This is a genomic window from Pseudomonas sp. TE3-3-F2023 (assembly GCF_036784815.1).
In the GTDB taxonomy this organism is placed as follows: domain Bacteria; phylum Pseudomonadota; class Gammaproteobacteria; order Pseudomonadales; family Pseudomonadaceae; genus Aquipseudomonas; species Aquipseudomonas pudica.
The window spans coordinates 197590-223850 of record NZ_CP145113.1; the positions used below are offsets into that span (position 1 = coordinate 197590).

Here is a 26261-nt window from a genome sequence, read left to right on the forward strand (position 1 = left end):
CTGTGGGAGCTGGCTTGCCGGCGATTGGGCTGCGAAGCGGCCCTCTGCTATTTCCGCTCCTTCACCACCGCCGGCGCCTTGCCCGCCTTCATCTGCTGCAGCAGCGGCGTGCACTGGTTGGGATCATCCCCACTGCTAGGCGCAATCAGCGCCAGCAACCCCGCCGCCGGCCCGGCCACCACGCCCAACGCCACCATCCCCGCCCCGCGCAACGCCAGCGGCACCGCCTGCACCCCGGCACTGGGCTTGGCGAACGCCCCGCGTACATACAGCGGCGAGCGCAGCGAGAACAGCCGCAACCCTTTCGATTCAGGGGTAATTTTAAGGTCCAGCTGCTCCGTGGCGAAATTGGCCGTGCCGTTGATGTAGATGATCGCGTTCTCGGTATCGAAGATGAACAGGCGCGTGGTCGCCAGGCCATCCTTGATACCCACGTCAGCCGCTGCACAGTTGATTTTCACATCCTCATCGCCAAACAGCTTGCCGACCACATAGTTGCCCACGTTCAGCCCGGCAATCTCCATCAGGCTGCGGCTGATGGCACCATCGTTGATCAGCATGCGCAGGTCGCCATTGGCCGTGCCCAGCAAGGCGGCCACCGAGTTACCCCGGCCGGTGATATCGGCATCACCGTTCAACTCACCGAAGCTTGTCTGCATCGGCGCGAAGGAGGGGAACAACTGCTTGAGCTTGAAGCCCCGCGCCGTCAGCCGGGCACGCCCCTGCAACGGAACATTGCGGCCATCCAGACGGATCCTGGAAGCCAGGTTGCCACCAGCCACGCCAAAACGCAGAGGCTCCAGGCGCAGCAGGCCGTCTTCCAGGATCACATGGGCCGACAGGTCGTTGAACGGAAGTTGCGCGCTGTGCACGATGCGCTTGCCAGCGAAGGTGACGTCGGCGTCCATCGCGCGCCAGCGCTCGGTGCGGAACTCTTCCACCGGCAGCACCTTGCCCGCCGGCTGCTTGCTGGCACCCCCGCGGGCCTTCTGCTCGGCATTGGAGTCGGCGCCGATCAGCGGCGCCAGGTCCTTGAACAGCAACTGGTTGGACACCAGGTTGCCGGACAGCTTGGGGCGGGGCTGGCTGGCAACGAAGGCCAGGTCGCCATGGATATCGCTGTCACCGATCGTGCCGTTGAAGCCCTGGTAGTTGAAAGTCGCCCCCTGCGCCGCGTGCAGGTTGGCGCTGAGGTGGCCGTCGGTGGAATAGGCCGGGGTGTCGGGCAAGGTCACGCCGGTCAACGGGTAGAGGTTGCCCAGGCTGGCCCCGGACAGGCGCAGGCGCAGGTCGAGGGCGCCGAGGTTGCGCGGGTCGGTCAGGGTACCGGCGAGCACCACGTGGGTGTCTGCGATACGCACGTCAGCCTGCAGCGGGAACGGCTGGCTGGCGTCCTGCAGGGCCAGCAGGCCACCGATCTTGCCGGTACCGGACACCGGCTGGCCTTTGTAGCGGCCCTGGGCCTTGAGCCCGAAGGCGTAGTCCTGCGCGGCACCGGTCCTCTCGGCGCTGGCCTTGCCGACGATATCGCTGAACGGGACAGGCTTGCCCAGCGGGTCGATCTGCACCTTCATGCTGGTTTTCAGGGTTTGGTCATCGAAGCTGACATTGCCCTGGTCGAAGCCGATGGCGCCAATGTCCAGCTGCCATTTGGAAGGTTCTGCGTTTTCATCCTTGGGGCCGAAGTCGAAGACCCAGTTGGCGCGGCCATCGGCCAGGCGGGTAAGGCTGGCGGTAGGCTTGGTCAGGTCGATGCGCGGGATGCTGATCTGCTGGAACAGCAGCGGCAGCGGCGCCAGGCGGAACGCCACGCGCTCCAGGCCGACCATCTTCGGTTCCTTGAGCCACTCGGGGTTGCCCAGAGTCAGGTCTTCGGCGATGAAGTGCGGCCAGGGCACCCAGGCACGCCAGCCCCCCTCCTCTGGTTCGGTGCGCCAGTCCACGGCAAGGTTGCCATTGATCGCGAAAGGCCGCTGCAGGGCCTCGGAGACTTTCTCGTTGAGCAGGGGCTTGACGCGGTTCCAGTCGAAGGTAGCGATCACCACCACCAGGATCGCCAGCAGGGTCAGCAGGCTGGTGAAGGTCCAGACGAGGATTCTGGCGGGACGCGTCATTGCGTGATTCTCCTTGCGGTATGGCACAGAACAGGTGCAGCGGTGGCACTCAATATCTCGGACTGATGAAAACCCGTGGGGTTTTATCGATGGCGCCATGATAGCGAGTTTTTCCTGGCCTTTTGCTCAGCAATTCGTTGCGCCAGGACATACGTGTTACCCGCAAGCATCGCTATCAAATTGCCACTTTACGGCCTGAAAGGTGCTTTCTAGAGCAGCTTTACACCTCTATCAATACGGTCGATTGTTACCATTACCCGTATGAACTTCTCTCTGGCGTTACCCGGCGTAGCATTGGCTCCGTACCCACTTTCCAGCCCCCGAGAGGAGCACCGAAATCATGAAACGCCATCTGCTGACCCTGACCCTGTCCATCCTGGCCGCCAACGCTTTTGCCCTGCCAGCCGACGAGCAACACCTGACCGCCGAATCGCGCTCCAGCGCTGCCGAAATCGCCCAGCCGCTGAAAACCGTTGCCGAAGGTGGTGCTGATCGCCTGATCGAACGCAGTGGCCGTGTCGCCGAAGGTGGATCTGACCGCCTGATCGAACGTAGTGGCCGTGTCGCCGAAGGTGGCTCCGACCGCCTGATCGAACGCAGTGGCCGTGTCGCCGAAGGTGGCTCCGACCGCCTGATCGAACGCAGTGGCCGTGTTGCCGAAGGTGGCTCCGACCGCCTGATCGAACGTAGTGGCCGTGTTGCCGAAGGTGGCTCCGACCGCCTGATCGAACGTAGTGGCCGTGTTGCCGAAGGTGGCTCCGACCGCCTGATCGAACGCAGTGGCCGTGTTGCCGAAGGTGGCTCCGACCGCCTGATCGAACGCAGTGGCCGCGTTGCCGAAGGTGGCTCCGACCGCCTGATCGAACGCAGTGGCCGCGTTGCCGAAGGTGGTTCTGATCGCTTGGTTGAACTCAGCCGTGTGAGCTGATCACCATGGCCGAAAAGAACAACCTCTGTCACAACGCCTGCTCCCCTCCATGCCCGGTCCATTGACCGGGCTTTGTTTTTTTAACTAGAGTGCCCAGCCTTACCGCCACAGAAGCCCGCACCATGCTGCCGCGCGCCGAACAGAAGCAACAGACCCGCCAGGCCCTGCTCGATGCCGCCTGCCAGCTCATGGAGAGTGGCCGTGGTTTCGGCAGTATCAGCCTGCGCGAAGTGGCGAAGACGGCCGGCATCGTACCCACCGGCTTCTACCGGCATTTTTCCGACATGGACGCCTTGGGCCTGGCCCTGGTTGCCGAGGTCGACACTACCTTCCGCCAGACCATCCGCCTGGTGCGCCAGAATGAATTCGAACTGGGCGGCATCACCGACGCCTCGGTGCGCATCTTCCTCGACGTGGTCGCCGCCCACCGCGCACAGTTCCTGTTCCTCGCCCGTGAGCAGTACGGCGGTTCGCAGGCCGTACGCCAGGCCATTGCCCGCCTGCGCCAGGACATCAGCGACGACCTGGCCACCGACCTGGCGCGGATGAAGCGCTGGCAGCATCTGGACAGCGCCGCGCTGGCGGTGATGGCCGACCTGGTAGTAAAGACCGTGTTCGCCACCCTGCCAGAGCTTATCGACAGCCCCGAAGCGGGTTATCCACAGGCGTTGACGCCGCAGGAAAAGATCACCCAGCAGTTGCGCTTCATCTTCGTGGGGGCGCGACATTGGCAGGGGCTCGGCAACCCGAGCTGATTGATAGCCTGTACTGGCCTCTTCGCGGCGGTTCGACGCATCGATGAACCCGCTCCCACAGGTACGGCACCGAACCTGAGGGCAGGCCGGCACAGGCTACCCACAACCCAGTTCTGCTACCATGGCGCCCTGCCCGACAGCGACGAGCGCCGAAATGTCCGACCCCCGCCCCACCCTGCCCGAACTGGCCCGCTTCAACCAGCACTTCGCCGAACGCATCGTGCCGTTGTGGCAAGGCCCGGGCTGGAACGCCGACATGGCCCTGCCCTACGAGGCCCTGGACGCCCAGCACCAACCATTGCCGGTGCAGCGCTACCGGGCCATGGCCTGCGCACGTCAGCTTTACCTGTTCAGCAGCCGCATCGGGCAACCGGGCGCAGCCGAGCGAGCGGCCGCCTTGTTCCGCTCGCTGCAGAAGCACTTCCACGACGCCGAACACGGCGGCTGGTTCTACAGCATCGACGCCCACGGCAAACCGCTGGACCGGCGAAAGGATCTCTACACTCACGCCTTCATCGTGTTTGCCTGTGCGCATTACTGGGGCAAGGTGCGTGAAAACCTGGTGGAGTCCACGCTGAACGCCGCGCTGGACATCATCGACCAGCAGTTCGCCCGCGACGATGGCCTGTACGAAGCCAGCCTCGCTGAAGACTGGGCAGACCTTGCCAGCGGCCCGCTGCAAAACCCGCAGATGCACCTGGCCGAAGCCTTCCTGCAGGTGCTGGCGGTGCGTGACGACGAGCATACCCGGCAGTCGCTGCTACAACTGTGCGAGGCGCTGCAGGCACACTTCATCGAACCGGCCCACGGCCTGATGCTGGAAAAGCCACTCGGTACTGTGGATAACTGGTTCGAGCCGGGGCACCAGTTCGAGTGGTTCTACCTGCTGCATACCTCTCCGCTGCTGCGTGATACGCCGCTGCATGCGTCCATCGACCGGGCCTTCGGCTACGCCGAGCAGCATGGTGTGAAGGATGCCGCTGTGCTGGCGATGCTGGATGTGAATGGTCAGGTACTCGACGCCACCCAGCGGATCTGGGCGCAGGCGGAATACCTGCGGGCGCTGGTGTTGCGGACTGGGGGCGAAGCGAAGCTGGCCGGGCAGTTGCAGGCGCTGGAAGCGCAGTTCCTGCGTGAGGCGGGCTGGTATGAGTGCCGGGATGGCGAGGGGGCGGTGAGTCGGCATGATATGCCTTCTACTACGCCCTATCATTTGGCGACTTGCCTGGAAGGATTGCAGCGCCTGGGCTGACGTATTCGCGGGCACGCCCGCTCCCACAGGTACTGCACACCACTTGAGATGTGCACTTATCCTGTAGGAGCGGCCTTGTGTCGCGAAAGGGCTGCAAAGCAGCCCCGGCAATTTGTTTATCTGCCCTGAAACCTAGCCCTTGGTGGAGCGGTCGATCGAGAACCCTGCCCAGTCCTGGCTCACCGGCATCAGCTCGAGGCTGTTGATGTTGATATGCGCCGGCTGGTTGAGGATCCAGAAGATGGTCTCGGCAATGTCCTGCGGCTGGATCGGCTCGGCACCAGCGTAGGTCGCGTCGTATTTGGCCTGGTCACCGCCGAAACGCACCAGCGAAAACTCGCTCTCGCAAAGGCCCGGCTCGATGTTGCTCACCCGCACCCCCGTACCCCGCAGGTCGCAGCGCAGGCTCAACGAGAACTGGCCGACGAAGGCCTTGGTGCCGCCGTACACGTTGCTGCCCGGGTACGGGTAGTTGCCCGCCACCGAACCTACGTTGAGGATCGACGCCCCACGGCCATGGGCGATAAGCCGTGGCAGCAGCAGGCGGGTGGTGTACATCAGGCCCTTGATGTTGGTGTCGACCATGGTTTCCCAGTCGTCCAGGCTGCAGTTCTGTGCCGCGTCCACACCCAGCGCCAAGCCTGCGTTGTTGACCAGGCCGCGCAGCTTGTCGAAGCCGGCCGGCAGGTTGGCGATGGCCTGCTCCATGGCCTTGCGGTCACGTACATCGAGCACCAGACCATGTACTTCGGTCTTGGCCGATAGTTCGGCGCACAGGGCATCCAGGCGCTCCTTGCGGCGGCCAGTGAGCACCAGCTTCCAGCCGGCTTCGGCGAAGCGGCGGGCTGTGGCCTCGCCGAAGCCGGAAGTCGCGCCAGTGATGAATACGGTGGACGTCATGCTCTGTTCCTCACGGTAGGTTGTCATCGGCAGGCTTGCAGCATGCCCGCGCCGGGCGCTTGCAGCAACCCGCCTACAGCACTGTTCATTTTTTGATCATATTCGCCAAAGCCCCGCAGCAGAGGGCTCGGCAGCAGCTATGCGCATGTTATCCACAAGACTTTCCCCACGGATTGGGGGCAACTTGTCGACGGTGCGGAACCCTTTCAGCGACTCATGGTCGGTGGATATCTTTTCGATGCTGGCGCAAGGCTTCCAAGCATGCAGCCTGCAGCGGTCTGTCCAAGGTTTCTTCACAGGTTTATCCACAGGCTTTGCACGGGCCTTGGAATGAATGCAGAGCTTTGAAAAACCTGGAAAAACAATCCACAAGGCGCCTGTGATCAAAAAATGATCATGAAGCTGCAGGGCTTGGCATCAAAGGGCTTGAGCGAGATGCCACCATGTTTTCCACAGGCGGTTCCACATTATCCGTGGAAAAGATCGGGCCTGTGGAAACAAGGGCTTGAGATGGGGTGGTGATGCGTGAACGGAGAGGCGTGGTAGAAGTTGTCCACATCGAGAATGGGGCTGCTTTGCAGCCCATCGCCGGCAAGCCAGCTCCCACAGGGACCACACAGGCCCTGAGGGCAGCGCAGTACCTGTGGGAGCTGGCTTGCCGGCGAAAAGGGCCGCAAAGCGGCCCCCGAATGCAACTCAATGCCCGCCGAGATAGGCGTTACGCACTTCCTCGTTGACCAACAGCTCCTGCCCCGTGCCGCTCATGCGAATTTGTCCGTTGACCATCACATAAGCCCGGTCCGACAGTTTCAGCGCATGGTTGGCGTTCTGCTCTACCAGAAAGATGGTCATCCCGGTCTTGGCCAGCTCACGCAAGGTCGAGAAGATCTGCTTGACCACGATCGGCGCCAGCCCCAGTGATGGCTCATCCAGCAGCAGCAGCTTTGGCCGGCTCATCAGCGCGCGGGCAATCGCCAGCATCTGCTGCTCGCCACCAGACATGGTCATGGCCCTCTGGTTACGCCGTTCTTTCAGGCGCGGAAACAGCTCGTACATGCGCTGCATGTCTTCGTCGGCATGCTTGTCGCCGATGGGGATGGTGCCCATCATCAGGTTTTCCTCGACGGTCATGTCGGGGAACACCCGGCGCCCTTCCGGCGACTGAGCGATGCCGTTGGAAGCGATGTAGTGCGACGACTTGCGAGTGATGTCGGTGCCACGGTACACGATATGCCCCGAGGCCGCCCGCGGCTGGCCGAAGATCGACATCAGCAGGGTCGACTTGCCGGCACCGTTGGCACCGATCAGGCTGACCGTCTCGCCCTCGTTGATGTGCATCGAGACCTTTTTCAGCGCCTGGATCGGGCCGTAGAACACGTCCAGGTCCTTCAGTTCGAGAATGGGTGCACTCATACCAGTTCCTCTTCATCGGCACCCAGGTAGGCGGCGATCACCGTCGGGTTGTGGCGGATATCCTGCGGCGCGCCTTCGGCAATAACGTTGCCGTGGTCGAGCACCACGATATGGTCGGAAATGCTCATGACCATGCCCATGTCGTGTTCGATCAGCACCACGGTGATGTCATGCTCGTCGCGCAGCACACGGATCATGCGGCTGAGTGCCTCGGTTTCCTGCGGGTTCAGGCCAGCCGCTGGTTCGTCCAGGCAGATGATCTTCGGCCGCGTGCACATGGCCCGGGCGATTTCCAGGCGGCGCTGCTGGCCGTACGAAAGCTCGCCAGCAAGTCGGTTGGCGCAATCGACCAGATCGACCACTTCCAGCCAGTAGAATGCGTGGTCCAGCGCGTCGCTCTCGGCCTTGCGGTAGGCCTTGGTATTGAGCACCCCGGCCAGCAGGTTGCGGTTGACCCACATATGCTGGGCCACCAGCAGGTTCTCCACCACCGACATTTCCTTGAACAGGCGAATGTTCTGGAAGGTGCGTGCCAGGCCGGCGCGGTTGACCAGGTGGGTACCGCCGAACATCTTGTAGTACATGCGGTTGGCAAAGCGCGCCGGGGAGACGAAGTCTGCCGCCTGGAAGCGCTCGCCGAGCAGCTGGATGACATTGGTGTGGCTGCCGCGCACGTTCAGCTCGATGCGCCCGCCACTGGCCTTGTAGAACCCGGTCAGGCAGTTGAACACAGTGGTCTTGCCCGCACCGTTAGGGCCGATAAGTGCAAAGATCTGGTTGCGCCGGACCTTCAGGCTGACATCGCTGAGCGCCTTGATGCCACCGAACTGCATCATCAGGTTGTCGACCGAGAGAATGATATCGTCGCTCATGGCGCCACTCCTTTACGCGGGGTCACACCGGTACGGCTGATGCGGATCAGCCCACGCGGTCGCCAGATCATCATCAGCACCATCAGCACACCGAACAGCAGCACGCGGTATTCGGAGAAGCTGCGCAGCAACTCGGGCGCCACGGTCAGCACGAAGGCCGCGATCACCACGCCCACGGTCGAGCCCATGCCACCGAGCACGACGATGGCGAGGATCAGCGCTGACTCGAAGAAGGTGAACGACGACGGGTTGACGAAGCCTTGGTAGGTGGCAAAGAACACCCCGGCCAGGCCGGCGGTGGAAGCACCCAGAGTAAACGCCGAAAGCTTGACCAGCACGTGGTTCAGGCCCATCGAGCGGCAGGCGATCTCGTCTTCGCGTAGCGCTTCCCAGGCACGGCCGACCGGCATGCGGGTCAGGCGGTGCTTGATGTACAGCACTGCCAGCACGACGATGAACAGCACCGCGTAGATGAACACGAACTTGAGGTTGGCGTTGTAATCGAAGCCGAAGAACTCGTGGATCGGTACCCCGCCGTCCTTGGCCCGGCGGCCGAACTCCAGGCCGAAGAAGGTGGGCGCCGGTGCCGGCATGCCGTTCGGGCCGCCGGTGAACGACAACCAGTTGTTCAGCACCAGGCGGATGATCTCGCCAAAGCCCAAGGTCACGATCGCCAGGTAGTCGCCGTGCATTCGCAGCACCGGGAAGCCGAGTATGCACCCCGCCAGCGCCGCTGCGATGGCGGCCAGTGGCAGCACGCTCCAGAAGCCCAGGCCAAGGTATTGGTAACCCAGCGCCAGGCCGTACGCGCCGATGGCATAGAACGCCACGTAGCCCAGGTCGAGCAGGCCGGCCAGGCCGACCACGATGTTCAGCCCCAGGCCCAGCAGCACGTAGATCAGGCCGAGGATGACCACGGTCAGCAGGTACTTGTTGGCGAAGATCGGGAAGACGATGGCAATCACCACCAGCGCAGGGATGATATAGCGCAGCCGCGATACGTAGTTCGGCGCGCGCACATGCACGCCCGAGCCGCCGCTTTCGAAGCCTTGGAGCATGCGCGAGCCGGCGGCAGTCTGCAGATACAGGCTGAGCAGGAAGCGCCCCAGCATCACCCCGCCGACCAGCCAGGCCACACGCCGCGGCTCGGCATTGAAGGTGTAGCCGTCGAGCACCACGCCGACGACAGGGCCAAACACGATGAGTGCCAGCAGGCCGGCGACGATGGTCTCCAGCAGGCTGCGTTTGATATCGAAACCTTTGGTTTCAGGAACAGAGGCAGTTTTGGCAATGGACATGTTCACACCTTAGCCACGAGCGGGCGGCCCAGCAGGCCTTGCGGGCGGAAGATAAGGATCATCACCAGCAGCGAGAAGCTGAACACGTCCTTGTAGTCGGAGTTGATCAGGCCAGAGAACAGCGACTCGGAAATGCCCAGGATGATCCCGCCGAGCATGGCGCCAGGCAGCGAGCCGATACCACCGAGCACCGCGGCGGTGAACGCCTTGATGCCGATGATGAAGCCGGCGTAGAAGTCGAAGGTGCCGTAGTTCATGGTGATCAGCACGCCGGCCAGGGCGGCCATCACCGCACCGATGACGAATACGTAGGAGATCACCCGGTCGGTGTTGATGCCCAGGATCGAGGCCATCTTGCGGTCTTGCTGGGTGGCACGGCACATGCGGCCGAGCTTGGTGTACTTGATCACGTAGGTGAGCAGGCCCATGCCAACGAAGGCTGCCACCAGAATGAAAATCTTGGTGTAGGTAAGTTGCACGAAGCCGGTACCCACTTCGACACGCCAGGCGCCTTCCAGCAGGGTTGGCACGCCTTGCTGGCGGGCGCCCTGGCTGATCTGCGCGTAGTTCTGCAGGATCAGCGAGATGCCGATGGCACTGATCAGCGGTGCCAGACGGGTGGAGTTGCGCAGGGGTTTGTAGGCGATGCGTTCGATGGTGAAGCCGTACACACCGGTGACGACGATGGTGAACAACAGGGTGCCCAGCATCAACAGGGGAAACGACTCGATACCGAAGTAAGCCAGCAATGCCAGGCTGATCGCCGCGAGGTACGCGGAAATCATATACACCTCGCCGTGCGCGAAGTTGATCATGCCGATAATGCCATAGACCATTGTGTAGCCGATGGCGATCAGGCCATAGACCGACCCGAGGGTCAGACCGTTGACCAGTTGCTGCAGGAAAATACCATCCATAACGCAATCTCACCTGATTGAGATTGCACGAGCGCCGACCACGGCGGGCCTGGGACAGGCGGCCCTCGCAGCGCAGTACTGTGCAGATCTACGGATAAAGACAGGTACCGCTGGGCTTTGGCCCGGGGGCTGACGCGCCCGGGCCGTGGGCCGTTGTTATTTTTGTTTTTCCAGCTGGTGGTACTTGCCTTGGGCATCCCACTGGTAGACCACGTAGTCGGACACGGTCAGGTCACCCTTCGAGTCCCACTTTTTCTCGCCCATGACGGTCTGCACCGGGTTGGCCTTGAGCCACTTGGCAGCGTCCTCGCCCTTGTTCGACTTGGCGCCGTTGAACGCTGCAGCCAGGGCCTGCAGCGAGGCATAGGCGTACAGGGTGTAGCCTTCAGGTTCGGTACCGGCCTTGCGGAACTCCTCCACCACCGCCTTGCTGTCCGGCAGCAGGCGCGGGTCGGCACCGAAGGTCATGTACACGCCATCGACGTACTGTGCGCCGCCGGCGGTGGACACCAGTTCATCGGTGACGATGCCGTCATCGGACATGAACTTGACGTCCTTCAGGCCCTGTTCGCGCAGCTGGCGCACCAGCGGGCCGGCTTCCGGGTGCAGGCCACCGAAGTAGACCACGTCGGCACCGGTGGAGCGGATCTTGGTGACCACGGCGCTGAAGTCCTTCTCGCCGCGGGTCAGGCCTTCGTACAGCACCGGCTTGACGCCGCGTTTCTCCAGCTGTGCCTTGGTCGCGTCGGCCAGGCCCTGGCCGTAGGTGTCCTTGTCGTGCAGTACCGCGACTTTCTTGCCCTTGAGCACGTCGACGATGTAGTCGCCGGCGACGATGCCCTGTTGGTCGTCACGGCCGCACATGCGGAACATGGCGCCCAGGCCGCGCTCGGTGACCTGTGGGTTGGTGGAACCTGGGGTGATGGCGATGACGCCAGCCTCGTCATATACCTCGGAGGCCGGGATGGTGTTGGAGGAACAGAAGTGGCCGACCACGCCGATCACCTTGTCCTGGTCGACCAGGCGGTTGGCCACGGCCACGGCCTGCTTCGGCTCGCAGGCGTCATCGCCCTTGACCAGGACGATTTTCTCGCCGTTCACGCCACCGGCGGCGTTGATCTTGTCGGCCGCTGCCTGCGCACCTTTCATGTACTGCTCGCCAAACGCTGCGTTAGCCCCGGTCATCGGGCCCGCTACACCGATCTTGACGTCGGCCTGAACATACGAAGAAACACCCAGTGCCGTAGCTACGGCCAGAGCCAGGAAACCTTTCTTGTAAAACGTCTGCGACATGAGGTGGTGCTCCTAGAGTTTTTTTTTGGTTGGCACTACAACTTCTCAGCCCAGTGCTCCGAGCAAGGGCCGTGCCATAGGTTTTGTCTTACGGGAAAACACACTGTGCAGGTTGCTGGCAGGCGACCGACGGCCTTTTCTTTATTGAGCGTGCAACCGTCTGCCACGCGGCGGGCGCCACCACACGTACAGACAAGGAGCAACCATCGAGTGCCATCATTGCAACCCTGGCAAGTGTTAACGTGCAACCGCGCTGTAACAGCGGACGTCACCGAACTGCACACAGCTGGTGCGCGACTGCTACAGGCGGCACCGTTTCAAGGCTAGCTGGTGCACGAAAAAACACCTCTGTTTTGGCAGTTCCGGCCCTATCGCCGGCAAAGCCGGCTCCACAGGAACACTGCGAATTCCGGCCCTGTGGGTTACTTGTGGGAGCTGGCTTGCCGGCGATAGGGCCGCAACAGGCACAACAAGGCCGAAAAGGCTGGCACAATGTCCGCCATTCGCCGCTTCCGGAGCCCCATTGATGAGCGAGAGCGCATTCGCCGAGCGCATCGTGCACAACCTGCTCGACACCGACTTCTACAAACTCACCATGATGCAGGGCGTACTGCACAACTACCCGGACGCCGACGTCGAATGGGAATTCCGCTGCCGCAACGGCGAGGATCTGCGCCCCTACCTCGGCGAGATCCGCAACCAGCTCGAACTGCTCAGCGACCTCACCCTGGATGACGGCCAGTTGGCCTTCCTGGAACGCATCAGCTTCCTCAAGCCTGACTTCCTGCGCTTTCTGCGCCTGTTCCGCTTCAACCTGCGCTACGTACGCCTGGGGATAGAAAACGGCCAGCTGTTCCTGCGCCTGAAAGGCCCGTGGCTGCATGTGATCCTGTTCGAAGTGCCGCTGCTGGCGATCATCAGTGAAGTGCGCAACCGCCACCTGCACCCGCGCATGCGCCTGGCCGAGGCCCGCGACCAGCTGTACCGCAAGTTCGACTGGCTGCGCGCGCATGCCAGCGACGATGAACTGGCCGAACTGCAGGTGGCCGACTTCGGCACCCGCCGACGCTTTTCCAGCCGCGTGCAGGAAGAAGTGGTGCGCGTGCTGCGCGACGATTTCCCGGGGCGCTTCGTCGGCACCAGCAACGTCGACCTGGCATGGAAACTGGATATCAAGCCTCTGGGCACCATGGCCCATGAATGGATCATGGCCCACCAGCAACTCGGCCCGCGACTGATCGATAGCCAGATCGCCGCGCTGGACTGCTGGGTGCGCGAGTATCGCGGCCTGCTTGGCATCGCCCTGACCGATTGCATCACCATGGATGCCTTCCTCGGCGATTTCGATCTGTACTTCGCCAAGCTGTTCGACGGCCTGCGCCACGACTCGGGCGAACCGGTGGCCTGGGCGGAAAAGGCCATTGCCCATTACCAGAAACTGGGTATCGACCCGATGACCAAGACCCTGGTTTTTTCCGACGGTCTCAACCTGACCCGCTCGCTGGAAATCTTCCGAGCCCTGCGCGGTCGCATCAACGTCAGCTTCGGCATCGGCACCAACCTGACCTGTGATATCCCAGGTGTGGCCCCGATGAGCATCGTGCTTAAAATGACCGACTGCAACGGCGCGCCGGTAGCGAAGATCTCGGACGAAGCCGCCAAGACCCAATGCCGCGACGAGAACTTCGTCGCCTACATGCGCCATGTATTCAAAGTCCCCAGCAAGGAGTAACCCATGCAAGCGGTTCAGCAAGAGATTGCCCAGGCGCTGAAGGTACAGCCGCCGTTCGCCGACGCCGCCGCGCTCGAGGCCGAAGTAGCCCGGCGCGTGGCGTTCATAAAGGATTGCCTGGCCAACGCCCGGCTCAAGACCCTGGTGCTGGGCATCAGCGGCGGCGTCGACTCGCTGACCGCCGCACTGCTCGCCCAACGTGCCATCAACGAGCTGCGCGCCGAAACCGGCGACAAGGCCTACACCTTCATCGCTGTACGCCTGCCTTACCAGGTCCAGCATGACGAGCATGACGCCCAGGCGTGCCTGGAAGTGATCAAGGCCGACGAAGTGCACACTGTGGATATCGCCCCGGCAGTACGGGCGCTGGCGGCTGAAGTGGTGGAGTTGAAGAACGGCTCGCCGACGCTGGTGGACTTCGTGGTCGGCAACGTCAAGGCACGTACCCGCATGGTCGCCCAATACACCATCGCTGGTGCCCGCGCGGGCCTGGTGATCGGTACCGACCACGCCGCCGAGGCGGTGATGGGCTTCTTTACCAAGTTCGGTGATGGTGCCTGCGACCTGGCACCGCTGAGCGGGCTGGTGAAGAACCAGGTGCGGGCGATTGCGCGCAGCTTCGGTGCGCCGGAGTCACTGGTGGAAAAGGTGCCGACTGCAGACCTGGAAGACCTGGCGCCGGGCAAGCCGGACGAAGCCTCCCATGGCGTGACCTACCAGCAGATCGATGCCTTCCTGCATGGGCAGCCGGTTGATCAGGAAGCGTTCGATATCATCGTCGCTACCTACCGCAAGACCCAGCACAAGCGCGAGCTGCCGTTCGCCCCTTGATCAGGCTGTAGAAAGACCTGTGGGAGCGGGGTCATCGGGGCGCCGAACCCACTCCCACAGGATTCACCGTCAGCCTTTGATTACTTGACGACGACCTTGCCCTTCATCATCGAGATGTGGCCCGGGAAGGTGCAGAAGAAGCTGTAGTCGCCACCGGCTTCCAGCTTGGAAGCGTCGAACTTCACCTCGGTCTCCTTCTCAGGAGCGCCAATCATCTTGGTGTGGGCGATGATCGCGGCGTTGTCAGCCTTGATGTAGTCCTTTTCCAGACCCTGGCTCATGCCTTCGGTAGCAATGCCCTGCATATCGGCAGTCTTGCTGATCACCAGGTTGTGGCCCATGACGTTCTTCGGCAGGTTGCCGGAGTGGGTCAGTTTGACGGTGAATTCTTTGCAGCTCTTGTCGACGGTGATTTCCTTGGTGTTGTAGGACATCTGGTCGGTGGAGTCGACAGTCACCGAGCACTCGGCTGCGAAGACAGAGGCGCTGGCGAGGGTCAGCAGGGATACCGCTACAGCTTTCGCAAACATCATGAATCTCCTTGGCAGGGTTTTATCAATTGCGAGACTGCCTGAAACCGTTCAGCCCCTTGCTGATATGGGTCAAGGGGCTGTCAAGAGGCCAGCCAGTAGAATTGTTCAATGGATTGTATACAACCAATTCAAGGGCACATCATGCCCTTTTATTGGACGATGGGACAACCTCTCATTTAGGAGCAATACGAAATGACCCTTGGAAGCCTGATGAACAGCCTGCTGGCGGCCTACGCCCATGGAGCCACCGGCGCCATCTGCGAATTCTCCCGGCCGGAGTGAAACCGGCCTTGGAACTGTAGGACATGGGCCTTACCCTGTCAGCCTGAGTGACTGGAGATGAGCAATGCCCGTACGTTCCGTTTGTGTGTTCTGCGGCGCCAGCATTGGTGCCAACCCCGCCTACCGTGAAGCGGCCATATCACTGGGCCAAGCGATTGCCCGTCGCGGCCTGACACTGGTCTATGGCGGCGGTGCAGTCGGCCTGATGGGCACCGTCGCCGACGCGGCCATGGCGGCCGGTGGCGAAGTGATCGGGATCATCCCAGAGAGCCTGATGAATGCCGAAATCGGCCACAAGGGCCTCAGCCGCCTGGAAGTGGTCGACGGCATGCACGCGCGCAAGGCACGCATGGCCGAGCTGAGCGATGCATTCATCGCCCTGCCCGGAGGGCTGGGTACGCTGGAGGAGTTGTTCGAGGTATGGACCTGGGGGCAATTGGGCTATCACGCCAAGCCGCTGGGGTTGCTGGATGTTAACGGCTTCTACGAGAAGCTGGGCGGGTTCCTCGACCATATCGTCGAAGAAGGTTTCGTGCGGCCGCAGCATCGGGCGATGTTGCTGCTCGGGCAGCAGCCGGATGAGCTGCTGGACGGCATGGACAAATTTGTCGCGCCGGTGGCGCCGAAGTGGGTCGACAGGAAGCCTGACTAAACCTGCAACAGGGGCTGCTTTGCAGCCCAATCGCCGGCAAGCCAGCTCCCACAAGTACAGTGCAAGCCTCGGGGTTTGTACAATTCCTGTGGGAGCTGGCTTGCCGGCGATTGGGCCGCAAAGCGGCCCCCGAAATCAGCGCGGGATCACTGGCTGACGCGGCTTCTTGTTGCCTTTGCCACCCTTGGCCGCTTCCTTGCGCTCCTTGGCCGCCTGCTGGTTACGCGCGAACGCTTCAGCCTTGGCTTTTTCACGCTTGTCCCAAGGCTTGCTGCCATCACTGCCACGCGGCGGCAGGCCGGTGTGCTGGGTAAGGACCTTCTGCTCCTTGCCCACCTTGTGGCTACCTGCCGGGGTCGAGTTCTTGCGGCGTGCACTCTGGTAGGTATCGGTCTGCGGCTGGTGCAGCGGGATCAGCTGGTGCTTGCCCGGCCCGATCAGGTCGGCGCGGCCCATGCGCTGCAGTGCCTCACGCAGCATCGGCCAGCCCTTCGGGTCGTGGTAACGCAAGAACGCCTTGTGCAGACGGCGCTGCTCCTCGCTCTTGACGATCTCCACGCCTTCGCTCTTGTAGGTCACCTTGCGCAGCGGGTTCTTGCCCGAGTGGTACATGGCCGTGGCCGAGGCCATCGGCGACGGGTAGAACGCCTGCACCTGGTCGGCACGGAAGCCGTTGCCCTTCAGCCACAGGGCCAGGTTCATCATGTCTTCATCGGTGGTGCCCGGGTGCGCGGCAATGAAGTACGGGATCAGGTACTGTTCCTTGCCCGCCTCTTTCGAGAACTTCTCGAACATGCGCTTGAAGCGGTCATAGGTGCCGATACCCGGCTTCATCATCTTGTCCAGCGGGCCACGCTCGGTATGCTCCGGGGCAATCTTCAGGTAACCGCCGACGTGGTGGGTGACCAGCTCCTTGACGTACTCCGGCGACTCCACCGCCAGGTCGTAACGCAGGCCCGAGGCAATCAGGATCTTCTTCACACCCGGCAGGGCGCGAGCCTTGCGGTACAGTTCGATCAGCGAGCTGTGGTCGGTGTTGAGGTTTTCGCAGATGCCCGGGAACACGCAAGACGGTTTGCGGCAGTGCTTCTCGATGTCATGGCTCTTGCAGGCGATGCGGTACATGTTGGCAGTCGGGCCGCCAAGGTCGGAAACCACGCCGGTGAAGCCCGGCACCTTGTCACGCATCTCTTCGATTTCATGCAGGATCGACTCGTGCGAGCGGTTCTGGATGATGCGGCCTTCGTGCTCGGTGATCGAGCAGAAGGTGCAGCCACCGAAGCAGCCACGCATGATGTTCACCGAGAAGCGGATCATCTCGTAGGCCGGGATGCGTTCCTTGCCGTAGGCCGGGTGCGGCACACGGGCATAGGGCATGCCGAACACGTAGTCCATTTCCTCGGTGCTCATGGGGATGGGTGGCGGGTTGAACCACACATCCACTTCGCCATGCTTCTGCACCAGGGCGCGGGCGTTGCCCGGGTTGGTCTCCAGATGCAACACCCGGTTGGCATGGGCATAGAGTACCGGGTCGTTACGCACCTTCTCGAACGACGGCAGGCGGATCACCGACTTTTCCCGGGTCATGCTCGGGCTGTCGAGGATCTGCACGACCTTGGCTTCGTTCGGGTCCTCTTGGTCGCCCTTGGCCTGCTCGATGGCACAGGCCTGGGTGTCCTGAGTGTTCACGTACGGGTTGATGATCTTGTCGACGCGGCCCGGGCGGTCGATGCGGGTCGAATCGATCTCGTACCAGCCCTGAGGCGTGTCGCGACGCACGAAAGCAGTGCCGCGCACATCGGTGATGGTCTCGATCTTCTCGCCGTTGGACAGGCGCTGGGCCACCTCGACCACCGCGCGTTCGGCGTTGCCGAATAGCAGGATGTCGGCGCTGGCGTCGATCAGGATCGAGTGGCGGACCTTGTCCTGCCAGTAGTCGTAATGGGCGATGCGGCGCAGCGAAGCCTCGATGCCGCCGAGCACGATCGGCACGTGCTTGTAGGCTTCCTTGCAACGCTGGCTGTACACCAGGCTGGCGCGGTCCGGGCGCCTGCCGGCAAGGCCACCAGGGGTGTAGGCGTCGTCGGAACGGATTTTCTTGTCCGCGGTATAGCGGTTGATCATCGAGTCCATGTTGCCCGCAGCCACGCCGAAGAACAGGTTCGGCTCGCCGAGTTTCATGAAGTCGTCTTTCGACTGCCAGTTCGGCTGGGCAATGATGCCCACGCGGAAGCCCTGGGCCTCCAGCAGGCGGCCGATGATGGCCATGCCGAACGACGGGTGGTCGACGTAGGCATCACCGGTCACGATGATGATGTCGCAGGAATCCCAGCCGAGCAGATCCATCTCCTCCCTGCTCATCGGCAGGAAAGGTGCTGGCCCGAAGCATTCGGCCCAGTACTTGGGATAGTCGTAGAGTGGTTTGGCTGCTTGCATGTCAGTGACCGGTTCTGGTGTGCAGGGAAATCGCGGGCGCGGAATATAGCACAAATTTTGACCAAATCCGACGATGGTTGTCGGATTCATGGGTTGCCCGTACCGGTCTCATCGCCGGCAAGCAAACGCCTCCAGGAGCTCCACCGGCCTCAAGGCAGTGGTCTCCTGTGGGAACTGGCTTGCCGGCGATGAGGCCGGTGGCTTATTCGTCGTCGTCGAAGTTGTACATGCCCGGCGCAAGGTTCTCGAAGCGGGTGTACTTGCCGATGAACGCCAGGCGCACGAAGCCGATGGGGCCGTTACGCTGTTTACCGATGATGATTTCCGCCACGCCCTTGTGCTCGGTCTCGGGGTGGTACACCTCGTCTCGGTACACGAACATGATCACGTCGGCGTCCTGCTCGATCGCACCAGATTCACGCAAGTCGGAGTTCACAGGGCGTTTGTTCGGGCGCTGTTCCAGGGAGCGGTTCAGCTGCGACAGGGCGATGACCGGGCAGTTGAACTCCTTGGCCAGGGCCTTGAGCGAGCGGGAGATCTCGGAAATCTCGTTGGTCCGGTTGTCACCGGCCGAACCCGGAATCTGCATCAGCTGCAGGTAGTCGACCATGATCATGGCGATTTCGCCGTGCTCACGGGCCAGGCGGCGGGTACGCGCACGCATTTCCGAGGGGCTGATGCCGGCGGTATCGTCGATGAACAGCTTGCGGTCGTTGAGCAGGTTCACCGCCGAGGTCAGGCGCGGCCAGTCGTCGTCGTCCAGCTGGCCGGAACGCACCTTGGTCTGGTCGATACGGCCCAGGGACGAGAGCATACGCATGATCAGCGATTCACCTGGCATCTCGAGGGAGAACACCAGCACCGCCTTGTCGGTACGCAGTACGGCGTTTTCCACCAGGTTCATGGCGAAGGTGGTCTTGCCCATCGACGGTCGGCCGGCAACGATGATCAGGTCTGCCGGCTGCAGGCCGCTGGTCTTCTCGTCGAGGTCGGTAAAGCCTGTGGATACGCCGGTGATGTCGCTGTCGGAGTTGAACAGCGTGTCGATGCGGTCGATGGCCATGGTCAACAGTTCGTTGACCCCCACCGGGCCGCCGGTCTTCGGCCGCGCCTCGGCGATCTGGAAGATCTGCCGCTCGGCGTCGTCGAGAATCTCTTCGGCGTTGCGCCCTTGGGGGTTGAACGCGTTGTCGGCGATATCGGTACTGATGCTGATCAGCTGACGCAGGGTGGCGCGCTCGCGAATGATCGCGGCGTAGGCCTTGATGTTGGCTACCGACGGGGTGTTCTTGGCCAACTCTGCCAAGTACGCCAAGCCACCGACTTGCGAAGAAAGGCCTTCCTTGTCCAACTGCTCGTGAAGGGTCACCACGTCGAATGGCTGGTTGGCGTCGGCCAACTTGTGCACGGCACGGAAAATCAGGCGGTGGTCATGCCGGTAGAAGTCGCCATCCGACACCTGGTCCAGTACCCGCTCCCAGGCGTTGTTGTCCAGCATCAGGCCACCGAGCACGGCCTGTTCGGCCTCGATGGAATGCGGCGGCACCTTCAGGGCTGCAGTTTGCAGGTCAAGCTGTTCGGAGGTGGTGATCTCGTTCATGGCCACGAAAGAATTCTGGAGGATGAAAAAGACAAAGGGCACGGCCTGTCGAAAACAGGACCGTGCCCGATGTTAACCGCCTGACCCACAAGGAGCCAGCCAGTCAGCGCAGCTTAGGCAGCTACGACGACCACGCGTACGGTGGCTTCAACGTCGCTGTGCAGGTGCACGGCTACGTCGTATTCGCCAACCTGACGGATGGTGCCGTTCGGCAGACGAACTTCAGCCTTGGCCACTTCAACGCCGGAGGCGGTCAGGGCGTCAGCGATGTCGTGGGTGCCGATCGAACCGAACAGCTTGCCTTCGTCGCCAGCGGTGGCAGTGATGGTCACTTCCAGCTCGGCCAGTTGGGCAGCGCGGCTTTCAGCCGAAGCTTTCTTGTCAGCAGCTGCTTTTTCCAGCTCGGCGCGACGCTCTTCGAACGCAGCCAGGTTGGCGGCGTTGGCAACGGTGGCCTTGCCGAATGGCAGCAGGAAGTTACGGCCGTAACCAGCCTTAACCTTTACTTTGTCGCCCAGGTTGCCCAGGTTAGCGACTTTTTCCAGCAGGATCAGTTCCATTTGGTAAAACCTCTTAACTTTTAACCTTCACCGTTCGCGGAGTCATTCCCCTTGGGGGACTTGCGACCGCGAAAATCAATCAGGCTGTCGACAATGGCCAAAACCACCAGCAACGGATAAATCAGCTGCATGATCAGCGGCAACGTCACGTACATGCCCACCAGCCAGAAACCGGCCAGTCGCCCCTGTGCCACCAGCCCGTGCATCAAGGCGATGCCGGCCAGCACCAGTACCAGGCTCGAGGCCGATGCCAGGACGATGAACTGCGGCCCGATGAACGGGGCCACCACCATCACTGCCACCAAGACCGCCATGGTCTGTTTCGGCAACTTCAGGGCGCGAAACTCGCGACCGAAGCCTCCAGGGTTGTACAACGCTGCCTGCCAGTAGCGCGCCAGCACCAGGGCCAGCACACTGAACAATTGCACCGTCACTGCTGTGGAAGCGACCAGCACAGGGCGGATCAGCTCACCGGAGAGCACCGGCTGCCCCTCGATTTTCGGCATGGCTTCGGCAAACGCCTTGGCCAGCACATCGAAGGTTTGCGCCAACGCCAGATCGAGCACGAGGCTGAAAGCCACGGCGAACACGGCACTGACCAGCAACACCCGGCTCCAGGGATGCTCGGCGCGCAACAGCGCAGCCAAGCCCAGGGCACCAGCGATCACCAGAAAGGTGATGGGATCGCCCATGACCCACACGGCCAGCCCGGCCAGCAGGCCGCCGGCGATGACCGTTGTAGCATCCTTGAACCCACGCCGCAGCAGCACAAGGCTGCCGGCAGCGGCACTCAACCAGAACAGCAGCGGCAGTACCGCGCTGATGACCACCACCAGGGTGGCCTGCACACGACCGCGCATGATGAAACTTGCTAACGCTCGCATGCTAATCCCTTACTGCTTGTCGACGACCCGGTCTCAGCGGCCGTGGCTGTCGGTGTAGGGCAGCAGGGCCAGGAAGCGGGCGCGCTTGATAGCGGTAGCCAGCTGACGCTGATAACGAGCTTTGGTACCGGTGATACGGCTTGGAACGATCTTGCCGGTTTCGGATACGTAAGCTTTCAGGGTGTTGAGATCTTTGAAGTCGATCTCTTTCACGTCTTCAGCAGTGAAGCGGCAGAATTTACGACGACGGAAGAAACGTGCCATTTAATAGGCTCCTCTAAAGGTCCGTGGATTACTCGTCAGCGTTATCGCTGGAGTCGCTGTCATTGCTGTCGTCGCCGTCGGCGGATTCAGCATGCTCAGGACGCTCACGACGCTCACGGCGCTCGCTGCGGTTTTCTTCAGCCTTCAGCATCTCGGACTGGCCGGTAACGGCTTCGTCGCGACGGATGACCAGGTTACGGATAACGGCATCGTTGTAGCGGAAGTTGTCTTCCAGCTCGGCCAGGGCCTTGCCGGTGCACTCAACGTTCAGCATCACGTAGTGAGCCTTGTGAACATTGTTGATTGCGTAGGCCAGTTGACGACGGCCCCAGTCTTCCAGGCGGTGGATCTTGCCACCATCTTCTTCGATCAGCTTGGTGTAACGCTCAACCATGCCGCCGACTTGCTCGCTCTGGTCCGGGTGAACCAGGAAGATGATTTCGTAATGACGCATGAATGCTCCTTACGGGTTAGTAGTCTGCCAGCGAATCTGGTCAGACAAGGAGTGAATGACACTGTATGTCTTGCACGGAGGGGAGGCACATGAGCGCCTGCCAGCTCGGCAAGGGGCGCAATTGTAGAGAAGGCGAGGCGTACAAGCAAGGTGATTGGTGAATATTTGAACAGCCGGAAGCACTTTATTCCTGCACTGGCCCTATCGCCGGCAAGCCAGCGCCCACAGGTGCTGAACCCTGTGGCGCACCTGTGGGAGCTGGCTTGCCGGCGATAGGGCCGGTACAGGCCGAAGATCAGCGCTTGGCCTGACGCTGACGCACAGCCTCGAACAGGCACACGCCCGTCGCCACCGACACGTTCAGGCTGCTGACACTACCGCCCATCGGCAACTTCACCAGGAAATCGCAATGTTCGCGTGTCAGCCGGCGCATGCCCTTGCCTTCCGCGCCCATGATCATCACCAGCGGCCCGGTCAGGTCCTGCTGGTAGATTTCCTGCTCGGCCTCGCCGGCGGTACCTACCACCCACAGGCCACGCTGCTGCAGTTTTTCCAGGGTGCGCGCCAGGTTGGTCACAGCCACCAGCGGGATCACCTCCGCAGCGCCACAGGCCACCTTGCGCACGACCGGCGTCAGGGTTGCGGACTTGTCCTTTGGCACCACCACTGCCGTGGCACCGGCGGCATCGGCGGTACGCAGGCAGGCGCCAAGGTTGTGCGGGTCGGTGACACCGTCCAGCACCAGGATCAGCGGTGGTGTTTCGGTGCGCTCGAGCAACTCCTCGAGCATCAACTCGCCCCAGACCTGGCTCGGGCTCACCTCGGCGACCACACCCTGATGCACGCCCTCTACCCAGGCGTCCATCTCACGGCGTTCGGCCTGGCCGACCGCCACGCGATGTTCCGCGGCCAGCGCCAGCAGCGCCTGCAAGCGAGGCTCGCTGCGCCCTTCCGACAGCCAGATCTGCTTGACCCGCTTCGGATGGTGCTGCAGCAATGCCTGCACGGCGTGCACGCCGTAGATCTTTTCCAGCTGACTCATGACTTGCTCTTGCTCTTGCGTAGCGCGCCGGACTTCGACGGGCCTTTACGGTGCTTGGTCGGCTTGCCGGAAGCCTTGCCACCCTTGTCCGACTTGCTGCTGGCATGGCCGCCACTGCGCGCCTCGCTCATCAGCGCCTTCTTCATTTCGCGGCTCTTGCGCACTTCGGCGTTACGCTGCACGGCGTCTTTCGGGAAGTACGCCTCGGCGGTCTCGCTCTTGCGGCTGCGCGGCTTCGGCGTGGCCTTGGCCTCGACCGGGGCTTGCTCGGCGTGGCTGGCAGCCGGTGCGGCGCCACGCTGCTTGCGGCCGATCGGGGCGGCGAGGGTCTTTTCCGACACCTCGAAGTCGATCTTGCGCTCGTCCAGATCGACGCGCATGACCTTGACCTCGATCGTGTCGCCCAGGCGGAAGCTGCGACCGGTACGCTCGCCAGACAGGCGGTGGTGCACCGGATCGAAGTGGTAGTAGTCGCCCGGCAGCGCACTGACGTGCACCAGACCTTCTACGTAGATGTCGGTCAGCTCGACGAACAGGCCGAAGCCGGTCACAGCGGTGATCACACCCGGGAAGGTCTCGCCCACGCGATCCTTCATGAATTCGCACTTGAGCCAGTTGACCACGTCACGGGTGGCTTCATCGGCCCGACGCTCGGTCATCGAGCACTGCTCGCCGAGCTGCTCGAGGGTGTTTTCGTCGTACGGGTAGATACGCGCCTTGGGGATGCTCATGGCGCCAGCACGCTTGACGTGCGGGGTATCTACCTTGGAGCGGATGATGCTGCGGATGGCGCGGTGCACCAGCAGGTCCGGGTAACGACGGATCGGCGAGGTGAAGTGGGTATAAGCCTCGTAGTTCAGGCCGAAGTGGCCGTTGTTCTCGGTGCTGTACACCGCCTGGCTCAGCGAACGCAGCATAACGGTCTGGATCAGGTGGAAGTCCGGGCGCCCGGCGATGCTCGCAAGCAGTGCCTGGTAGTCTTTCGGCGACGGGTCCTTGCCCTTGTGCAGGCTCAGGCCCAGTTCGCCCAGGAACGCGCGCAGCTTTTCCAGGCGCTCCGGCGGCGGGCCGTCGTGCACGCGGTACAGGGCCGGCACACCATGCTTCTGCAGGAATTCGGCGGTGGCCACGTTGGCCGCCAGCATGCATTCCTCGATCAGCTTGTGGGCGTCGTTGCGCACGGTCGGGCGAATTTCCGCGATCTTGCGCTCGTCACCGAAGATGATGCGGGTTTCCTGGGTCTCGAAGTCGATCGCGCCGCGTGTGTGACGGGCCTCCAGCAGCACCTTGTACAGGTTGTACAGGTTCTTCAGGTCCGGGACGACTGCCTTGTACTCCTCGCGCAGCGCCTTGCCCTCACGGGTACGGGAATGCTCGAGCATGCTGCTGACCTTGTTATAGGTCAGGCGGGCGTGGGAGTGGATGACGCCTTCGTAGAACTGGTAGTCGACCATCTGGCCGGCTTTGTTCATGGTCATTTCGCAGACCATGGCCAGGCGATCGACATGCGGGTTCAGCGAGCACAGGCCGTTGGACAGCTCTTCGGGGAGCATAGGCACCACACGCTCGGGGAAGTACACCGAGTTGCCGCGCTGCTGGGCCTCGACGTCCAGGGCCGAACCCAGGCGCACGTAGCTGGACACGTCGGCAATGGCCACATACAGGCGCCAGCCACCGGAGAACAGGCGCAGCTTGCCCAACGGCTCGCAATAGACAGCATCGTCGAAGTCGCGGGCGTCCTCGCCGTCAATGGTGACGAACGGCAGGTGGCGCAAGTCGACGCGCTTCTCCTTGTCCTTCTCTTCGACTTCAGAGCGGAACTTGCGCGCTTCCTTGATCACGTCTTTGGGCCAGACGTGCGGGATATCGTAGCTGCGCAGGGCAACGTCGATTTCCATGCCCGGCGCCATATAGTTGCCGATGACCTCTACCACATCGCCTTGCGGCTGGAAGCGCGGGGTGGGCCAGTGGGTGATCTTGATCTCGACGAACTGGCCGATCTTGGCACCGCCGTTGCGCCCGGCGGTGACCAGCACTTCCTGCTGGATCTTCGGGTTGTCCGGGGTCACGTAGCCGATGCCGCCTTCTTCGAAGTAACGGCCGACCACACTTTCGTGGGCACGGGAGATGATTTCGACCAGCACGCCTTCGCGGCGACCACGGCGGTCGACGCCAGAGACCCGGGCCAGGCCGCGGTCGCCGTCGAACACCAGGCGCATCTGCGACGGGCTGAGGAACAGGTCTTCGCTGCCATCGTCCGGAATAAGGAAGCCGAAGCCATCGCGGTGACCGGAAACGCGGCCGCAGATCAGGTCCAGCTTGTCTACCGGGGCATAGGTGCCGCGCCGGGTATAGATAAGCTGGCCATCGCGCTCCATGGCGCGCAGGCGGCGGCGCAGTGCTTCGATCTGGTCTTCGTCGTAAAGACCGAACTCGGCCGCCAGCTCCTCGCGTGCGGCCGGTTCGCCACGGTCGGCGAGGCGCTGCAGGATCAGCTCACGGCTGGGAATGGGGTTGTCGTATTTTTCCGCTTCGCGAGCGGCCTCGGGATCGAGGGATTGCCAATCGGCCATCAGAAGGGGTTCACCTTGGGGTATATAGATATGAATTCTGGCATAGGCGTATTGAAACCGGAAATGTCAGCCTTGGACAGCCCTACCGGCGTCTCCGGCGAGAAGGAATAGGCCTGCGGAATCAACAAGTTGAATTTTTTGAAATTTTTTTTGCTCGGGGGGTTTACAGCCCCCCGGACCGTCCGTATAGTGCGCACCACAACGACGGACAACCCCGAAGTTGTAGTAGAGATGAGCGGCGCTGTAAAGCATCAAGTAATCTCGAATGTGTGCCCAGGTGGCGGAATTGGTAGACGCGCTGGTTTCAGGTATCAGTGGCTTAACGGCCGTGGAAGTTCGAGTCTTCTCCTGGGCACCAAATATTTTCAAGTAACAGATGACCAAGGATCTGTTACTACTGTGTGAAAGCGAACGATAGTCGCCTTCTCCAGACGATGTAAAGCTTTGCCCAGGTGGCGGAATTGGTAGACGCGCTGGTTTCAGGTATCAGTGACTTAACGGTCGTGGAAGTTCGAGTCTTCTCCTGGGCACCATACAAAAACCCACTAGCTTGCTAGTGGGTTTTTTCTTGCCTGCGATTTTTGTATCCCTCCTCTTTCGGTCATAGGTACAGACCTGTGCCGGCCTCTTCGCGGCTAAAGCCGCTCCCACAGGTATTTCACTCCCCTCAAGACCT

Annotated in this window: 22 protein-coding genes and 2 tRNA genes; 8 read left to right on the forward strand and 16 right to left on the reverse strand. The window is 62.1% G+C overall.

Annotated elements, in window-relative coordinates:
* Positions 1–47: 47 nt before the first annotated feature.
* Positions 48–2114, reverse strand: coding sequence for an AsmA family protein (locus tag V3314_RS00930; RefSeq protein WP_046613286.1), 2067 nt, complete (start codon positions 2112–2114; stop codon positions 48–50).
* A 340-nt stretch (positions 2115–2454) separates the two neighbouring features.
* On the opposite strand from V3314_RS00930, the gene V3314_RS00935 reads away from it, so the two are divergent.
* The 3 genes from V3314_RS00935 to V3314_RS00945 all read left to right on the forward strand — a co-directional run bounded on the left by V3314_RS00935 (position 2455) and on the right by V3314_RS00945 (position 5049).
* On the forward strand, positions 2455–3042 hold the full coding sequence (locus tag V3314_RS00935) for a hypothetical protein (RefSeq protein ID WP_046613288.1): 588 nt from the start codon (positions 2455–2457) through the stop codon (positions 3040–3042).
* 122 nt (positions 3043–3164) lie between these two features.
* Entirely contained in the window at positions 3165–3797 is a 633-nt protein-coding gene (fabR, locus tag V3314_RS00940) for an HTH-type transcriptional repressor FabR (protein WP_046613290.1), read from the forward strand.
* Between the two features lie 154 nt (positions 3798–3951).
* Positions 3952–5049 (forward strand): AGE family epimerase/isomerase, encoded by a 1098-nt coding sequence (locus tag V3314_RS00945; protein ID WP_196183305.1) that lies wholly within the window; start codon positions 3952–3954, stop codon positions 5047–5049.
* Between the two features lie 132 nt (positions 5050–5181).
* Here V3314_RS00945 and V3314_RS00950 read toward each other — a convergent pair whose 3' ends face one another.
* From V3314_RS00950 to V3314_RS00975, 6 genes are all read right to left on the reverse strand, one after another.
* Entirely contained in the window at positions 5182–5949 is a 768-nt protein-coding gene (locus V3314_RS00950) for an SDR family oxidoreductase (protein WP_085599706.1), read from the reverse strand.
* A 696-nt stretch (positions 5950–6645) separates the two neighbouring features.
* Positions 6646–7362 carry an ABC transporter ATP-binding protein gene (locus tag V3314_RS00955; protein ID WP_015271986.1) on the reverse strand — a complete coding sequence of 239 codons (717 nt, stop codon included), beginning with the start codon at positions 7360–7362 and terminating at the stop codon, positions 6646–6648.
* The gene (locus V3314_RS00960; RefSeq protein WP_010955466.1) at positions 7359–8234 is read right to left on the reverse strand and encodes an ATP-binding cassette domain-containing protein; all 876 of its coding nucleotides are present in this window, start codon (positions 8232–8234) and stop codon (positions 7359–7361) included. The genes V3314_RS00955 and V3314_RS00960 overlap by 4 nt, the downstream gene beginning before the upstream one ends.
* Positions 8231–9532: a high-affinity branched-chain amino acid ABC transporter permease LivM gene (gene livM, locus V3314_RS00965; RefSeq protein ID WP_046613297.1), complete on the reverse strand. Its 1302-nt coding sequence runs from the start codon at positions 9530–9532 to the stop codon at positions 8231–8233. Before livM ends, V3314_RS00960 begins: the two co-directional genes overlap by 4 nt.
* A gap of 2 nt (positions 9533–9534) precedes the next feature.
* Positions 9535–10449: a branched-chain amino acid ABC transporter permease gene (locus V3314_RS00970; RefSeq protein WP_013974411.1), complete on the reverse strand. Its 915-nt coding sequence runs from the start codon at positions 10447–10449 to the stop codon at positions 9535–9537.
* A gap of 156 nt (positions 10450–10605) precedes the next feature.
* Positions 10606–11742 carry a branched-chain amino acid ABC transporter substrate-binding protein gene (locus V3314_RS00975; RefSeq protein ID WP_015271988.1) on the reverse strand — a complete coding sequence of 379 codons (1137 nt, stop codon included), beginning with the start codon at positions 11740–11742 and terminating at the stop codon, positions 10606–10608.
* Between the two features lie 526 nt (positions 11743–12268).
* On the opposite strand from V3314_RS00975, the gene pncB reads away from it, so the two are divergent.
* Positions 12269–13474: a nicotinate phosphoribosyltransferase gene (pncB, locus tag V3314_RS00980; protein ID WP_046613299.1), complete on the forward strand. Its 1206-nt coding sequence runs from the start codon at positions 12269–12271 to the stop codon at positions 13472–13474.
* Between the two features lie 3 nt (positions 13475–13477).
* Positions 13478–14305: an ammonia-dependent NAD(+) synthetase gene (gene nadE, locus V3314_RS00985; protein ID WP_013974414.1), complete on the forward strand. Its 828-nt coding sequence runs from the start codon at positions 13478–13480 to the stop codon at positions 14303–14305.
* An 80-nt stretch (positions 14306–14385) separates the two neighbouring features.
* On the opposite strand, the gene azu is transcribed toward nadE, so the two are convergent.
* Positions 14386–14835: an azurin gene (azu, locus tag V3314_RS00990; protein ID WP_108480749.1), complete on the reverse strand. Its 450-nt coding sequence runs from the start codon at positions 14833–14835 to the stop codon at positions 14386–14388.
* Between the two features lie 349 nt (positions 14836–15184).
* Here azu and V3314_RS00995 point away from each other — a divergent pair, with 349 nt between their 5' ends.
* Complete coding sequence (locus tag V3314_RS00995; RefSeq protein ID WP_085599708.1) at positions 15185–15772, forward strand: TIGR00730 family Rossman fold protein; 588 nt, start codon at positions 15185–15187, stop codon at positions 15770–15772.
* Between the two features lie 135 nt (positions 15773–15907).
* On the opposite strand, the gene V3314_RS01000 is transcribed toward V3314_RS00995, so the two are convergent.
* From V3314_RS01000 to rnr, 8 genes are all read right to left on the reverse strand, one after another.
* Positions 15908–18208: a YgiQ family radical SAM protein gene (locus V3314_RS01000; RefSeq protein ID WP_046613306.1), complete on the reverse strand. Its 2301-nt coding sequence runs from the start codon at positions 18206–18208 to the stop codon at positions 15908–15910.
* 202 nt (positions 18209–18410) lie between these two features.
* A complete protein-coding gene (gene dnaB, locus V3314_RS01005; protein WP_015271992.1) occupies positions 18411–19808 on the reverse strand; it encodes a replicative DNA helicase in 1398 nt (465 codons plus the stop codon).
* A 113-nt stretch (positions 19809–19921) separates the two neighbouring features.
* Positions 19922–20368, reverse strand: coding sequence for a 50S ribosomal protein L9 (gene rplI, locus V3314_RS01010; RefSeq protein WP_003249568.1), 447 nt, complete (start codon positions 20366–20368; stop codon positions 19922–19924).
* Between the two features lie 20 nt (positions 20369–20388).
* On the reverse strand, positions 20389–21252 hold the full coding sequence (locus tag V3314_RS01015) for a hypothetical protein (protein WP_003259010.1): 864 nt from the start codon (positions 21250–21252) through the stop codon (positions 20389–20391).
* 33 nt (positions 21253–21285) lie between these two features.
* On the reverse strand, positions 21286–21516 hold the full coding sequence (gene rpsR / locus V3314_RS01020; RefSeq protein ID WP_003249563.1) for a 30S ribosomal protein S18: 231 nt from the start codon (positions 21514–21516) through the stop codon (positions 21286–21288).
* Between the two features lie 28 nt (positions 21517–21544).
* Positions 21545–21970: a 30S ribosomal protein S6 gene (gene rpsF / locus V3314_RS01025; protein WP_013974420.1), complete on the reverse strand. Its 426-nt coding sequence runs from the start codon at positions 21968–21970 to the stop codon at positions 21545–21547.
* A gap of 295 nt (positions 21971–22265) precedes the next feature.
* On the reverse strand, positions 22266–23012 hold the full coding sequence (gene rlmB / locus V3314_RS01030; protein WP_046613310.1) for a 23S rRNA (guanosine(2251)-2'-O)-methyltransferase RlmB: 747 nt from the start codon (positions 23010–23012) through the stop codon (positions 22266–22268).
* Positions 23009–25585: a ribonuclease R gene (gene rnr, locus V3314_RS01035; protein WP_338459838.1), complete on the reverse strand. Its 2577-nt coding sequence runs from the start codon at positions 25583–25585 to the stop codon at positions 23009–23011. Before rnr ends, rlmB begins: the two co-directional genes overlap by 4 nt.
* Positions 25586–25856: 271 nt before the next feature.
* Between rnr and V3314_RS01040 the strand changes: the two genes are divergently transcribed.
* Both V3314_RS01040 and V3314_RS01045 read left to right on the forward strand, forming a co-directional pair.
* Positions 25857–25943: transfer RNA gene (locus V3314_RS01040), tRNA-Leu, on the forward strand.
* Positions 25944–26031: 88 nt separating this feature from the next.
* Positions 26032–26118: transfer RNA gene (locus V3314_RS01045), tRNA-Leu, on the forward strand.
* Positions 26119–26261 lie beyond the last annotated feature (143 nt).

Coding starts and splice junctions, on each gene's coding strand:
- V3314_RS00930 (WP_046613286.1), bottom strand. CDS start 2,114: ATGACGCGTCCCGCCAGAATCCTCGTCTGGACCTTCACCAGCCTGCTG.
- V3314_RS00935 (WP_046613288.1), top strand. CDS start 2,455: ATGAAACGCCATCTGCTGACCCTGACCCTGTCCATCCTGGCCGCCAAC.
- fabR (WP_046613290.1), top strand. CDS start 3,165: ATGCTGCCGCGCGCCGAACAGAAGCAACAGACCCGCCAGGCCCTGCTC.
- V3314_RS00945 (WP_196183305.1), top strand. CDS start 3,952: ATGTCCGACCCCCGCCCCACCCTGCCCGAACTGGCCCGCTTCAACCAG.
- V3314_RS00950 (WP_085599706.1), bottom strand. CDS start 5,949: ATGACGTCCACCGTATTCATCACTGGCGCGACTTCCGGCTTCGGCGAG.
- V3314_RS00955 (WP_015271986.1), bottom strand. CDS start 7,362: ATGAGTGCACCCATTCTCGAACTGAAGGACCTGGACGTGTTCTACGGC.
- V3314_RS00960 (WP_010955466.1), bottom strand. CDS start 8,234: ATGAGCGACGATATCATTCTCTCGGTCGACAACCTGATGATGCAGTTC.
- livM (WP_046613297.1), bottom strand. CDS start 9,532: ATGTCCATTGCCAAAACTGCCTCTGTTCCTGAAACCAAAGGTTTCGAT.
- V3314_RS00970 (WP_013974411.1), bottom strand. CDS start 10,449: ATGGATGGTATTTTCCTGCAGCAACTGGTCAACGGTCTGACCCTCGGG.
- V3314_RS00975 (WP_015271988.1), bottom strand. CDS start 11,742: ATGTCGCAGACGTTTTACAAGAAAGGTTTCCTGGCTCTGGCCGTAGCT.
- pncB (WP_046613299.1), top strand. CDS start 12,269: ATGAGCGAGAGCGCATTCGCCGAGCGCATCGTGCACAACCTGCTCGAC.
- nadE (WP_013974414.1), top strand. CDS start 13,478: ATGCAAGCGGTTCAGCAAGAGATTGCCCAGGCGCTGAAGGTACAGCCG.
- azu (WP_108480749.1), bottom strand. CDS start 14,835: ATGTTTGCGAAAGCTGTAGCGGTATCCCTGCTGACCCTCGCCAGCGCC.
- V3314_RS00995 (WP_085599708.1), top strand. CDS start 15,185: ATGCCCGTACGTTCCGTTTGTGTGTTCTGCGGCGCCAGCATTGGTGCC.
- V3314_RS01000 (WP_046613306.1), bottom strand. CDS start 18,208: ATGCAAGCAGCCAAACCACTCTACGACTATCCCAAGTACTGGGCCGAA.
- dnaB (WP_015271992.1), bottom strand. CDS start 19,808: ATGAACGAGATCACCACCTCCGAACAGCTTGACCTGCAAACTGCAGCC.
- rplI (WP_003249568.1), bottom strand. CDS start 20,368: ATGGAACTGATCCTGCTGGAAAAAGTCGCTAACCTGGGCAACCTGGGC.
- V3314_RS01015 (WP_003259010.1), bottom strand. CDS start 21,252: ATGCGAGCGTTAGCAAGTTTCATCATGCGCGGTCGTGTGCAGGCCACC.
- rpsR (WP_003249563.1), bottom strand. CDS start 21,516: ATGGCACGTTTCTTCCGTCGTCGTAAATTCTGCCGCTTCACTGCTGAA.
- rpsF (WP_013974420.1), bottom strand. CDS start 21,970: ATGCGTCATTACGAAATCATCTTCCTGGTTCACCCGGACCAGAGCGAG.
- rlmB (WP_046613310.1), bottom strand. CDS start 23,012: ATGAGTCAGCTGGAAAAGATCTACGGCGTGCACGCCGTGCAGGCATTG.
- rnr (WP_338459838.1), bottom strand. CDS start 25,585: ATGGCCGATTGGCAATCCCTCGATCCCGAGGCCGCTCGCGAAGCGGAA.